The following is a 13,380-nucleotide window of genomic DNA, read 5'->3' as shown; positions in this document are numbered from 1 at the left end:
CTTCGTGGCGCCCGATCATTGTGGCGACCGGCCCTCGTCGCGTCCGGCCTCGGACACTCGCCCAGCTACTTACGCGCCGGACTCGGCACGGACGCGCCACCACGCCTCCAGCGTCTCGGCCAACAGGCGGGCACTCAGGAGGGCGCTGCGCCCCGTGGGGTCGAGTTCCGGGGCCAGCTCCATGAGGTCCACTCCGACCAGCTCGTTGCGCCGCACCGTGGCCACGACGAGGTCTCGCGCCTGTCCGTAGCTGAGGCCCTCGGGCTCGGGGCTGCCAGTGCCCGGCAACTCGGCCGCGTCGAGGGCGTCCACGTCGATGCTCAGGTAGACGTTCTCGCCCTTGGGGAGCCTGTCCACCACGTCGGTGATGGCGGCGTGCACGGCGCGGGCAGCTATCAGTTCGTGGCCCCTGGAGCGCGCAGCCGCGAACGCCTCGGGGTCGGCCCTCACACCGCGCAGCCCCACCACGGTCACGTGGACGAGTTCGGGTAGCGCCTCCACCGCCCGCCGGAACGGGCTCGAGTTGGCCCACCGCGTGGCGTTCCTCGAATCGGAGTAATCCAAGTGGGCGTCCAACTGCACCACGTGCAGCCGACGCACCTCGTCGAAGGCACGCAACAAGGGGTAGCTCACGGAATGATCGCCGCCGACGAAGAGCGGTAGTGCCACGGCGGCCCGCAGCGCCCTGGCCGCGGCGGTGATCCGGTCATGGCTCTCCGCGGTCTCGAGTTGCGCCACGTCGACGTCTCCCGCGTCTACCAGCCGCGCGCCTCCCAGCGAATACGAGTCGGTCTCGAAGTCGTAGTAGCCGGAGGGCGGCACGGCGTACCGTCCGCTAGCGGCGCGCACCGCGGCTGGGGCGAAGCGCGCGCCCGGCCTGAAGCCGACCGCGAAGTCGAAGGGCACGCCCAGTATCCCCACGTCGAAGCGCCCGCCGGTGCGGTGGAGCTCTAGGGCCGGCACGTGGGGCGCCTTGAAGAACGTCGCGGGCCCGGTGAACGGCAGTTCGAGGTGCCGTTCGTCGCCGCTCACGTGAGCACCACGCCCGCCTGCGTGACGGCCGCCAGCAGGCTGCCGTCGACGATGGCACCGTGAACGGCCTCGATGTCGGGCTTCAGGTAGCGGTCGGCGCCCAGGTGCGGGACCCGCGAGCGGAGGTGCCGATGCGCCGCCGCCACGCCCTTCCCCGGCCTGAGCGGCGCCCTGAAGTCCAGGCCCTGCGCCGCCGCCAGCAGCTCGACGGCGAGCACGTAACGGACGTTGGCCAGCACGCTCAGGAGCTTGCGGCTGGCGTGCGCGCCCATCGACACGTGATCCTCCTGGTTGGCGCTGGTCGGGATCGAGTCCACCGAGGCGGGGTGGGCCAGCACCTTGTTCTCGCTCACCAGCGCTGCCGCCAGGTACTGCGCCACCATCAGCCCGGAGTTGAGGCCGCCGTGCTCCGTGAGGAAGCCCGGCAGGTTCGAGAGGGCGGGGTTGACGAGCTGTTCGACGCGCCGCTCCGACACGTTCGCGAGTTCGGCGAGCGCGATGGCCGCGAAGTCGGCGGCCAGCGCCAGCGGCTGGCCGTGGAAGTTGCCCGCACTGATGACCCGCGCCGCTCCCCCCGGCTCGTCCGTGATCACGAGCGGGTTGTCGGTCACCGACCGCAACTCGACGTCCACCACGCTGCGGACGTGCGCCACGGCGTCACGCGAGGCGCCATGCACTTGCGGCACGGCGCGCAACGAGTACGGGTCTTGCACGCGGCCGCAGTCGGCGTGCGAGGCGACCACCTCCGACTCCGCCAGCAACGCCCGCATGTTGGCGGACGTCGTGACGGCCCCGGGGTGCGGGCGCAGGCGCGTGACGGCCTGGTCGAAGGGCGCGTGGCTGCCGAGCAGGGCCTCCACGCTCATGGCGGCGGCTATCTCGGCCACGTTCAGCAGCCTACCCGCGTCCAGCACGGCCAGGCCCAGCAGGGCGGTCATGGCCTGAGTGCCGTTGATGAGCGCCAGGCCCTCCTTCGCCTCGAGCGTGATCGGGCTCAACCCGGCGCGCGTAAGCGCCTCGAGGCCGGGCAGCAACTCGCCGCCCAGCTCCGCCTCTCCCTCGCCGATGAGCACCAGGGCCATGTGAGCGAGGGGCGCGAGGTCGCCCGAGGCGCCGACGCTCCCCTGCGCCGGCACCAGCGGGTGCACTCCGCGCTCGAGCAGGCCGAGCAACGCCTCAACCAGTACGGGCCTCACGCCGGAGGCGCCCAGGGCGAGGGACTGCGCCCGCAGCAGCAGCATCGCGCGCACGACCTCGGTGGAGAGGGGCTCGCCGACGCCGACGGAATGCGACAGGAGCAGGTTGCGCTGCAACTCACGCACGTCCGCCGCGGCGATGCGCGTGGCGGCGAAGCGGCCGAAGCCCGTCGTCACCCCGTAGACGGTCTGGCCCTCTGCCAGCAGGCGCTCCACGAAGCCGCGGTTCTCCTCGAGGCGGGCCCTGACCTGCGCCGGCAGCGTGACCGCACCACCCCCTCGGGCCACGCGCTCGAGCGCCGCCAAGGTCAGTTCCGTCCCGAGCACGAACGGCTCTTCGCTCACCAGCTACCTCCCGTCGACCAGTTGGGCCAGCACGACCCTGGTGCGGGCGCTCACTTCCGCCGCCTCCGCGGCGCGTCGGCGCACCTCGGCCACGACCTCCGCGGGGGCGCTCGCGAGGAACTTCTCGTTCGCAAGCTTGCGCTCGGCGCGCTCCAGCTCGTCCAGCAGCTTCGCCAGGCGCTTCTCGAGCCGCGAGCGGTACTCGTCCAACGCCACCTGGCCGCTCAGCGGCAGCCGCACCTCCAGACCCGGCAGCGTGAGGCTGATGCCCGGACCGCCGGCGGCCGCGGCCAGGTGCGCCCTGGCCAGCCCCTCGAAGACCGCCACCTCGCGCTCGATGAGCGCCGCCCCCTCGCCGCTTACCTCCACGCTCACCCACGCCGTGGGCGACAGGTCGGCCTCGCTGCGCAGGCTGCGCACCGCCCCGACGGCGGCCTGGAGCCGCGCGAAGTCGGCTTCGGCCTCTTCGTCGATCAGGCCTTCGGTGGCGGTGGGCCAGGCCTCGAGGGCGAGTTGCACCTCGTGCCCCAGGCCCTCGTACAGTTCCGAGGTCACGAACGGCATCAGGGGGTGAAGGAGCTTGAGGATCGTCTCCAGCACGTGTTTGAGGGTGGCCCGGGTGCCCGCGCCCTCCGTCTTCAGGGCGGGCTTGCTGGCTTCTAAGTACCAGTCGCAGAACTCCGACCACGTGAAGTCGTACACGAGGCGCGTGGCGGCACCCAGGTCGTAGGCGTCCAGGGCTGCCGTCACGTCACGGACTGTGCGCTGCAAGCGGCTCAAGATCCACCGGTCGGCCAGCCCCTCCGGCACCGCTTCGCCCTCGTCACCCGTCAGGTGGAGCATCGCGAAGCGCGCGGCGTTCCAGAGCTTGGTGGCGTAGTTGCGGCCCATCTCCACGCGGCGATCGTCCCAGCGCACGTCCTGCCCACCAGTGCTCACGTGGCCCATGGCGAAGCGCAGCGCGTCGGCGCCATGCTCCTCGATCACCGCCAGGGGATCGATGCCGTTGCCCTTCGACTTCGACATCTTCTGCCCGTTGGCGTCGAGTACGAGGCCGTGAAGCAGCACGTCGTCGAAGGGCCGCTGGCCCGTGAGCTGGTACGCGACCATCTGCATGCGCGCGACCCAGAAGAACAGGATGTCGTAGCCCGTCACCAGCACGCTCGTCGGGTAGAACTTCTTCAGGTAGGGATCGTCCTCGTCGGGCCACCCGAGGGTGCTGAAGGGCCACAGGTTCGAGGAGAACCAGGTGTCGAACACGTCCTCGTCTTGCACCAGGTTCTTCCCCGCGTAGCGGGGATCCTGCGGGGGGTCGAGGTCGGGGGCGTCCGGCGACGGCACGTAGATGTTGCCTTCCTCGTCGTACCAGGCGGGTATCCGGTGGCCCCACCAGAGCTGGCGGGAGATGGTCCAGTGGCGCATGTTGGCCAACCAGTCCTTGTTCACCTTGAGGTAACGCTCGGGATGAATGCGGATCTCGCCCGCGTCCAGCGCCTCGAGCACCCGCTTGGCCACCGAGTCGGTGTCGTAGAACCACTGTAAAGACAGGATCGGTTCCACGGGCTCACCCGTGCGCTGCGACAGTCCCAGGGCGACCGTGTGGTCGCGGACGCCGCGCAAGTAGCCCTCCGCCTCCAGGCGCCGCGTGACTGCCTCGCGGGCCTCGAAGCGGTCCATGCCGCGGAACTCCTCGGGAACGAGGTCGCCCACCAGCCTCGCGCTCAGGTCCAGGATGCTCGGGTGGGGAAGCCCGTGGCGCTGGCCGATCTCGAAGTCCGTCGGGTCGTGAGCCGGCGTGATCTTGAGCGCCCCGGTGCCGAAGCCCAACTCGACGGCCTCGTCGAGGATGACGGGCACGGAACGCCCGGTCAGCGGGATGATCACGCTCCTGCCCACCAGGGAGGTGGCGCGCGGGTCGCCTGGGTGCAGCGCGACGGCCACGTCGGCGAAGATGGTCTCCGGGCGCACGGTGGCGACGACGAGCTCGCCGCCGCCGTCCTCGAACGGGTAGGCCAGCTCGTAGAGCTTGCCGCGCCTCTCCTCCCGCTCGACCTCGAGGTCCGACAGCACGGTGCGGCTGACGGGATCCCAGTTCACGATGCGCTCGCCGCGGTAGACGAGGCCCGCGTGGTAGAGCTCCACGAACTGCCGCCTCACGGCGCGCGAAAGGCCCTCGTCCAGGGTGAAGCGGGTGCGCGTCCAGTCGGCGCTGGCCCCGAGGCGCTGCAGTTGCTCCAGGATGATGCCGCCGTAGCGCTCCTTCCACTCCCACGTACGCTCGACGAACTGCTCCCGTCCTAGTTCCTGGCGGCTTCCACCCTCCTCGCGGAGCGCGCGCTCGACCACCACCTGCGTGCTGATACCAGCGTGGTCGGTGCCCGGCTGGAAGAGGGTCTCGAACCCCTGCATGCGCTTGAAGCGGATGAGGACGTCGATGATCGTGTTGTCGAACGCATGGCCCAGGTGCAGGTTGCCCGTGACGTTGGGGGGCGGGATGACGATGCAGAAGGGTTCCTTGTCGCTATGGGGGTCCGCCACGAAAGGCTGCTCGGCCCACCTCCGGACCCAGCGCGACTCCAGGGCGGCGGGGTCGTAGCGGCTGGCCAGCTCGGCCGCGGCTTCTCCCTCGAATGGTGCTTCTCTGCTTGGCTCTCGCGTCATGCTCTCCTCCGGCGTTAGCGCCTTGGCGTCCGCCGGGAGGGTAGCAACGCAAAACGGCCCCGCCCGGCTGCTTGCGGACGAGGCTAGGACCCCGCGGTACCACCGCACTTCCCCCCTGCCCGGGGGGCGCTCTGGAAACCGCACTGTCGCGGCGGCCTGCGGGGGCTCTACTGGCCGGCCAAGCAGGGGCGCCGGCTTTCTGCCCCGGGGAGGCCCCGAAGGCCTCTCGGCGGGGGACGTTCGGCACCCGTACCCGGTTCGCGCTCACACCCGGCCACTAGCTCCGGCGCGAACTCTCTGGCGGGTACGGCGGCGCCTACTCTTCCCGCTGGGCGGATGATAGCACCGCGGCCCCTCGAACGGGGCCCACCGCATCGCTAACCCACCGCCGGCCGTTGCAAAGCCGTTGGGCCGCCGGTTACCCGGCCGCCACGCGCGCCCGCTAACCCACCACCGGGAGGGCGTTGACGGACTGGATGCTCACCTGGCCGGCCATCAGGCGCGCCGCGCGGCGCAACTCGATGGCGCTGGGGTCTTCGGGGTCGGCTATCACGAGCGGGGTGCCGCTGTCGCCGCTCTCGCGCAGGGCCCGGGTGATCGGCACCTGCGCCAGCAGGGGCAGGCGCTCGGCCTCGGCCCACCGGGTCGCGCCACCCTCACCGAAGATGTGATCCTTGGTGCCGTCTGGTAGGGCGTAATAGCTCATGTTCTCGATGACCCCGAGGACGGGGATGTGTGTCTTGCGCGCCATGGTGTAGGCGCGGCGCACGTCGACCAACGCCATGTCCTGCGGCGTCGTGACCAGCACCATGCCCGTCACGGGCACGAGCTGGGAGAGCGAGAGCTGCACGTCGCCCGTTCCCGGCGGCAGGTCGATGACCAGGTAGTCGAGCTCGCCCCAGACGGTCTGCTTCAGGAGTTGGGTGAGGGTGCCGTGGAGGATGGGGCCCCGCCAGGTGAGGGCCTGGCCGTCCTCTACCAGGTTGGCTATCGAGATGACCTTCACGCCGTGGTTGCGCAGCGGGAGGATGTGCTTCTCGTCGTCGGCCATCAGGCGCTTGCCCTCGACGCCGTACATCTTTCCCTGGCTGGGACCGTAGATGTCTGCGTCCAGCAGCCCGACTTTGGCGCCCTCCAAGCTCAGCGAGGCGGCAAGGTTGGCCGCGATGGTCGACTTCCCCACCCCGCCCTTGCCCGATCCCACGGCGATGACGTTGCGGATGCCCGGGAGCGGCATCTGTGACGGTCCGCGGACCTTGGAGCCGAACTCGATGTCGAGGTGAACCGCTCCGACGACCTGCTTGACCGCGGCCCGGATGTCGGCCTCGATCTTCGCCTTCAACGGGCACGCGGGAGTCGTCAGCGTGATCTCGAGCCTGACGTTGTCGCCGTCGATGTCGACGGAGTCGACCATTCCCAGCGTGACGAGGTCTTGGTGCAGTTCCGGGTCGTTGACGCCCTTGAGGGCCTCCAGTACGCGTTCTCGGGTGACTTCCATAAGTTGTTCAAGCGTAACAGCGCGCACCCCTACCGGCGTCACGCTGGGTGACGGAGCGCGGTGTGCCGGGCCGCCGAATGGCATGCCGGAGTGGCAACCCGCGCCTTGTGGCGCCCCCGAAGGCTGGCTATACTCACATACGCGTGGACCAAAGCGGGCGTTTTCAGCGCAACCAGGAACTGAGGCACGACGGCCAGGTCGTGACCAGCATGGGAGTGGACGTCGTCACGGGCCTCTCGGTCCTCATCTACGACTTTCCCGGTGAGCCCCTGCTGAGCCAAGGCTCGCTCGACCTGGAGGGCGTCCCGACCGTGCTCGCGTCGTGGACCGAGGGCGAGAAGGGGACGTTGGTGGCGGCCTACCCGAGCGGCTCGACCCTGGTCGCGCCCGGCGAGGCCGTGGTGGACGATCAGTTCGTGCTGCAGACCCTGACCCTGCTGAGGGACGCGGCCCGCAAGGGACTCGCCCACGGCGGCATCGGTCCAGGCCGCTTCCTCCGGGCCGGGAAACGCCTCTACCTGGAGGGTTACGGCGTGCCCTGGCGGGCCGGTACGCCACCAGCGCCGGCGTCAGGCCAGGTGACGCCCAACCCCGCACTCGACGCCGCACTACGGGCCGACCTCACGGACGGCGTGAAGGCGCTGCTCGAGCTAGGCGCACAGGGGATCAGCACTGAGGTGGCCGCCGCGCTGCGCGCCTCGGTGACTGGCAAGAACGCCACCGACGTCGCGGCGCTGCAAGCCACCGTTCGGCGGCTTGCCGGCGGCGCCGTCACGGTCCCGTCCGCGGGCTTCGTCGACATCGTCCTGCCCACCACCCCGGAATCCACGAGCGTCGGGAGGGGGCCGCTCGACCTCGAGTCCCTCGAGTTCACCCCCGTGCCGCGCGCTCCCGAGGCCGGCATCGACTACGACCCGCACGACGTGGCCGGCACCATGGGCGCCTCACCCAGCGTCTCGGCCACTCGGACCGACATGCGCGTCGATCCCGACGAGCTGAAACCGCGGCCTTCCTCACCGCAACCGCCGCCCGGCGCGGCGAAGCGTCAGGAATCACCCCTCGAACCCGACCCCATCACGCTCGTGAGCGATCCCGGCGGCGGCACGTTGAGGACCGGCAAGCCCGACCACAAGGCCTCCGACCCCGGCTTCGTGAAGCACCTGCCGCCCGGCGCCACTTACCGGGCCGGAAGCTTGGACGACGCGCCGCGACCCGCGCCGATACGCATCGACGACGACGCGGACGACCAGGTAAGCCACCGTGCCTGGCGCGGGCCGGGGCTCCTCGTTCTGCTCGTTCTGGTTGTCGCCCTGGGGATCTTCCTGGCACTTCGCGCTCAGCGCAACTCCACGCTGTCGCAGGTGAGCCCGAGCACCGTCAGCCACCTGGTCGACGTGCGGGTGAGCCCCGGCAACCTCCCGCCAGTGAGCCTGGTGGTCGACCGCAGCCCGGACGGCTCGCGCTACGCGCGAGGCACCATAATCGGCACGGTTCCGCGACGCGTCGGTTTCGATGCGGCCGGCACCTGGGTCGTGCACGGTCTGTTCCAGGGGCGCTCCAGCGAGCCCGTCACCCTGCAGGTACCTGACGACACCGTCATCACCGTCGTGTTCCCCGAGACGCCGCCCGAGACCCCGTGACCGCCTAGGCCACCGCCAGCCAGGGAGCCGCATGCCCGAGTCCATCGTGGTCGTCGACTACGGTTCACAGTTCAGCCATCTGATCACCCGCCGCTTGCGCGAGCTGCGCGTGCTCTCCATCCTCGTGCCCGCCGGCAGCTCCCTGGACGAGATCCTTGCCCATGCCCCGGCCGGGGTGATCCTGTCGGGCGGCCCGAACAGCGTCGACGACGTGGGCGCGCCCGGCCTCGCACCAGGGCTCCTCGAGCAGGGTCTCCCCGTCCTGGGAGTGTGTTACGGCATGCAGCTCATGGCCAAGGAACTTGGCGGCGCCGTCGGTACCGGCGGCGTGAAGGAGTACGGCAAGGTGGCGCTCTCTGGCCTCGGCGGGATGCTGTTCGAGGGGGTGGAGGGCGAGTTCATGGCCTGGATGAGCCACGGCGACAGCGTCACGCGGCTGCCCGCGGGCTTCACGGCCACGGCCACCACGGAGAGCGGCGCGCTGGCCGCCATGGAGGACGCCTCCAGGCGGCTCTACGGTCTGCAGTTTCACCCGGAGGTCCGGCACACGCCCAAGGGCATGACGCTGCTGGAGCGCTTCGTCGACGTCACCTCCGTCGCGCGCGACTGGACGCCCGCGGGCATCCTGGACTCGGCGGTGGCGCAGGTGCGCGAGCAGGTCGGCGCCGAACGAGTCCTTCTGGGGATCTCCGGCGGCGTCGACTCGACGACGCTCGGCCTCCTGCTGCACCGGGCCATCGGCGAGCAACTCGTGGCCGTCTTCGTGGATCACGGCCTGCTGCGGCTCGGCGAGGCCCTCGAGGTAGAGGGCGCCCTGCGCGCCCTAGGCGTGAACCTGCACGTGATCGACGCCTCGGCGCGTTTCGTGTCGGCCCTCGCTGGCGTCACCGACCCGGAAACCAAGCGCAAGATAATCGGCCGCGAGTTCATCGAACTCTTCTCGCGCGAGGCGCGCAACCTCCAGGCCGAGGCGGGACCCATCCGCTTCCTGGCGCAGGGCACGCTCTACCCCGACGTCATCGAATCGGCGGGCGTGCCGGGCGCCGCGAACATCAAGTCGCATCACAACGTGGGCGGCCTGCCTGCGGACCTGGAGTTCGAGCTGGTGGAACCCTTCAGGAAGCTGTTCAAGGACGAGGTGCGCGAGGTGGCGGAGCGGCTCGGCCTGCCGCCGCACCTGCGCGACCGCCATCCGTTCCCCGGCCCCGGCCTGGCAGTCCGCATCATCGGTGAGGTGACCAACGAGCGCCTCGACGTCCTCAGGCGCGTGGACGACCTGTTCATCTCGGCCCTGCGCGAGTTCGATCTGTACCACGATACTTGGCAGGCGTTCGCCGTACTCACGCCGCTCAAATCCGTCGGGGTCATGGGCGACGGCCGCACGTACGCCAACACGGTGGCGCTTCGGGCGGTATCCAGCGTGGACGGCATGACGGCGGACTGGACCCGGCTACCGCACGAGTTCCTCGCGACGGTGGCGAACCGCATCGTCAACAAGGTGCCCGAGGTCAACCGGGTCGTGTACGACATCACCAGCAAGCCGCCGGCCACCATCGAGTGGGAGTGAGGCCGATAGACTCGGGCATGGAACGTGCCTGGCTCATGAAATCCGAACCCGACAGCTACGCCTACGCCGACCTCGCGCGCGACGGGCGCACGGCCTGGGACGGGGTGCGCAACTATCAGGCGCGCAACTACATGCGTGACGAAATGCGCGTGGGTGACCTCATCCTTTACTACCACTCGAGCACGAAGGTGCCGGCCGTGGTCGGGCTGGCGCGGGTCGCGTCCGAACCCTATCCGGACCCCACGCAGTTCGACCCGCGAAGCGGCTACCACGACGCCAAGGCCACGCGCGAGGCCCCCCGGTGGTTCCTGGTCGACATCGAGCCCGTGCGGGAGCTGGAGCGCCCGGTGACGCTCGCCGAGATGAAGGCCGACCCCGCACTTGCCGGCATGGCCCTGCTGGCGCGCGGTAACCGCCTCAGCGTGATGCCCGTGGAGCCCGAACACGCGCGGCACGTCCTGGCGCTGGCCGCGGGCTGAGCCGGCGCGGGAAGCCTTACGTCCCCGCCGGACGAGCGGTGGTACCATCGGCATTATGAACGAGCGCCGCGCCCGCGTTCTCGACATGGTGGCGGAAGCGTACATAGCTACCGCGCACCCTGTCGCCTCCGCGCACATCGCCGCGCAGCTGGACGTGAGTCCGGCAACCGTGAGGTACGACTTCGGTTCGCTCGAGAGCGAAGGGTTGTTGCAACAGCCTCACACTTCCGCCGGCCGCATCCCCACGGCACTAGGGTTTCGCATGTACGCCTCCAGCTTCCTGCCGCCCCGGCCGCTCCCCGACGCGCAGCTCGACCAGCTCGACCGCCACTTGAAGGGCGCCGAGGGGGACGGTCTCTTCCACATCGCCTCACGGCTGGCGGCCGAGTTCTCGGGCTACGCGGTCATGGTGCGGCTACCCGCCGACGACACGCTTCAGATCCTCGAGATCCACCTCTCGCAGCTCGCCTCCAACCGGATGCTGGCGGTCGTGGTGCTCGAGAACGGGCTCGTCAGGCAACTCGGCGTGACGGTCGATCCCGTGCCCAGCGAGGACGTCATCGACGACGCCGAGCGCAACCTGCGCCAGCTCTCGCAACCGCTGGGCGAGGTCCCAGCGGCGCTCCTCGACATTGCCAAGCGGGCAGAGGCGGAGCTGGGCAGGACCCTCGTCGCCCTCGCCAAGGCCTGGGACGACCTGCAACCGCCCCGCGTCTTCCGGGAGGGGCTCCACCAGTTGCTGAGCGAACCCGAGGGGGCCGACCCGGCGTTCGTGCGCTCCGCGCTCGAACAGCTCGAGATGGAGGCGCCCGCCCCGGACCACGAGGGGGGTCTCGCGCTCGAACTCGACGACCACGTCGCGCGGGTAGCGTCGACGTTCTCGCTGGGGCGCTCGACCGGCAAGCTCATCCTGGTGGGTCCCTCACGCATGCGCTACCCGAACGCGCTCGCGGTGGCGCACGGACTCGCGGGCGCGCTTGCGCGTCCACGGCCGCGAGACGGGGCGCAACGGTGACTTGAGCGCGCGGCGGCGAGTCGTTGCCCAACGGAATATCTCACAACCCACAGGCCCGTCGCGGCACTATGCTCCGCATCGGGAAGCGGGAAGGAGGGGCATGCCTAACGACGTCTACAAGTACACGCACGAGGCACTATCGGCCCTGGTCTCTCCCCGCGTCGCGTCGACGGTGTTGGACGGGGCCCTGGCGGCCAAGGGCCAGGATCCGAACTCGGTCAGCACGCGCACCATGCGGCATCTGCTCGCTGGGGCGGTGCGCAAGGAACTCAGTGGTTCCTTGCCGAGGTCGGGCCTCACCCGTAGGCTGAAACGCCTGGCGGACGAACTGACGTTACTGCCCAACACGGCGAACCACGCCGAGCCTACCCCCGTGCTCCAGGCACTCATCGCCGAAGCGGACGCCGAACGCGCCCTCGTGAAACTCAGCTCCGAGAGGCTCCCCGCGGTTCCATTGGGCGCCTCACCGGTTTCCCTGGGCGACGCCGGAACCGCCGCACGAGGCTCAGGGGACGCCGTCCTCCCAGCGGCAACCGCGGCGCCGAATCACCTCGTCGCCCTCGCGGGCATGCCGTTCGCTCCTCCCTCCGGGCATGGGCGGCTTCCCGGCCGCGCGCCGGCGCTGCGCTCCCCCGACCGCCGCAGCAAGCCGCCGCACGAGGCTCAGGCGACGCGCAAGGAGATCACGCGCCTGAGCGAGCTCGCTGTCGCTTCAGCGCTCAGGCTCTTCGGCGACATCGAGACGGTCAGGCAGGTAGTCGTCGTGCGGGGCAACGAAGTACTGTTGCACCGGGGCCAAGGCGTCGACCCGGACCACCTGCCGAACCTCGTGCTCAGCTCTCGTGGGCTCTTGGCGCGCTCGGGCAACCTTCGCGCCTTTTCCGTGGAGCGCGCCGCGGGCGTGCTTTTCCTGTTCCCATTCGGTGAGGACTGCGTGGTCGTCGTCACTTTCCCCCACGTGAACATCGGTGCCGTCCTGAACGCGCGCGCCGCTCTTGAGGAGGCTGCATGATCCGGCGTCAACTGACCTTCGCCACCGGTGTTCTGGTGGTGTTCTTCTGCCTGAGTGGGGCCATGGCCCAGGAGGACTCCCTCCTACAACGCTACGACCTCGCCATCGAGAACCTCGAGATCGCCACGGCCAGCGTGCCGACCGACGGCGCCCAGGCGCGCGACGAGCTGGAGCGCGCCCTGAACGCCCTCCTCACGCTCTCTCGCGACGCGACCAGCACCAACCTGGTGCGCGCCATGGAGCGCACCTTCGAGCGCACTCGCGTGGCGGTGGAGAACCAGAGCCACACCGACATGGCGGTCCAGACCGCCGTGCTGGCCGGTGGCTTCAGCCGCCTGGTCATGGACTCCGCGTACCTGAACGCCAGCTCCGGTGACCTGGAGACCGCGCGCAACCGCCTGCTGCACCTCGCCGAACGCCTTGACTTCACGGCCGACGACGTGGCGGCCCTCACCGCCGCCGACGCGGGCCCGGCCCTCAGGTTCGCCTTCGAAGCCGGCGCGGCCGACGCCATCACCACCGAGCTTGCCTCCGCGCAAGACCTCATGGCCAGCGACCAGGACGCCGCCTACGTGAGCCTCGCAAAGGCCTACGGCGAGTCGCTCCTCGTCCAGGATTCGCCGCGGATCGACGCCTCGCTCAACCGTGACCTCGTGGGCGCCGCCCAGGCCGTCGTGAACGAGGACGCCGCAGCCCTGGACGCCGCGGCTAAGAGCGCCACGCTCACCCTCACGAGCCTGGCGAACGCCGCTCGGGCCGGCAGCGAGGGCACTCTAGCGCCGGGAGGGGCCCAGCAGGCACCCGCCCCGGAGTCACTGCCGGAGCTCGCCACGGCCCCCACACCAGCGACCACCGACGAGGCGACGACCGCCGAGGCCGACACGGCCGCGATGGCGGAGGCACCGCAGGCGGCGGAGGCCGCGGAGGCCGCGGAG

10 protein-coding genes are annotated in these 13,380 nt (G+C 70.3%); 6 read left to right on the top strand and 4 right to left on the bottom strand.

The annotated features are described in order from the left end of the window. Positions 1–69: 69 nt before the first annotated feature. From ROY82_03660 to ROY82_03645, 4 genes are all read right to left on the bottom strand, one after another. Entirely contained in the window at positions 70–1,032 is a 963-nt protein-coding gene (locus ROY82_03660; GenBank protein ID MDT3681565.1) for an arginase family protein, read from the bottom strand. Then, positions 1,029–2,573 carry a histidine ammonia-lyase gene (gene hutH / locus ROY82_03655; GenBank protein ID MDT3681564.1) on the bottom strand — a complete coding sequence of 515 codons (1,545 nt, stop codon included), beginning with the start codon at positions 2,571–2,573 and terminating at the stop codon, positions 1,029–1,031. The genes ROY82_03660 and hutH overlap by 4 nt, the downstream gene beginning before the upstream one ends. A gap of 3 nt (positions 2,574–2,576) precedes the next feature. After that, positions 2,577–5,234, bottom strand: coding sequence for a valine--tRNA ligase (locus tag ROY82_03650; GenBank protein MDT3681563.1), 2,658 nt, complete (start codon positions 5,232–5,234; stop codon positions 2,577–2,579). A gap of 442 nt (positions 5,235–5,676) precedes the next feature. Next, a complete protein-coding gene (locus ROY82_03645) occupies positions 5,677–6,732 on the bottom strand; it encodes an Mrp/NBP35 family ATP-binding protein (GenBank protein ID MDT3681562.1) in 1,056 nt (351 codons plus the stop codon). A 143-nt stretch (positions 6,733–6,875) separates the two neighbouring features. On the opposite strand from ROY82_03645, the gene ROY82_03640 reads away from it, so the two are divergent. The 6 genes from ROY82_03640 to ROY82_03615 all read left to right on the top strand — a co-directional run. After that, complete coding sequence (locus tag ROY82_03640) at positions 6,876–8,372, top strand: hypothetical protein (GenBank protein MDT3681561.1); 1,497 nt, start codon at positions 6,876–6,878, stop codon at positions 8,370–8,372. 31 nt (positions 8,373–8,403) lie between these two features. Next, entirely contained in the window at positions 8,404–9,939 is a 1,536-nt protein-coding gene (guaA, locus tag ROY82_03635; GenBank protein MDT3681560.1) for a glutamine-hydrolyzing GMP synthase, read from the top strand. Between the two features lie 17 nt (positions 9,940–9,956). After that, positions 9,957–10,418 (top strand): EVE domain-containing protein, encoded by a 462-nt coding sequence (locus ROY82_03630; GenBank protein MDT3681559.1) that lies wholly within the window; start codon positions 9,957–9,959, stop codon positions 10,416–10,418. Positions 10,419–10,473: 55 nt separating this feature from the next. Next, on the top strand, positions 10,474–11,433 hold the full coding sequence (locus tag ROY82_03625; GenBank protein MDT3681558.1) for a DeoR family transcriptional regulator: 960 nt from the start codon (positions 10,474–10,476) through the stop codon (positions 11,431–11,433). Positions 11,434–11,533: 100 nt separating this feature from the next. After that, on the top strand, positions 11,534–12,445 hold the full coding sequence (locus ROY82_03620) for a hypothetical protein (GenBank protein MDT3681557.1): 912 nt from the start codon (positions 11,534–11,536) through the stop codon (positions 12,443–12,445). Then, positions 12,442–13,380: hypothetical protein (locus ROY82_03615; GenBank protein MDT3681556.1), on the top strand; the 939-nt coding region annotated here is incomplete at its 3' end. The genes ROY82_03620 and ROY82_03615, both read left to right, overlap by 4 nt.

Origin of the sequence: Truepera sp. (assembly GCA_032027045.1) — a bacterium.
Lineage (GTDB): Bacteria > Deinococcota > Deinococci > Deinococcales > Trueperaceae > JAAYYF01.
This window is presented reverse-complemented; position numbering and strand designations above follow the sequence as displayed.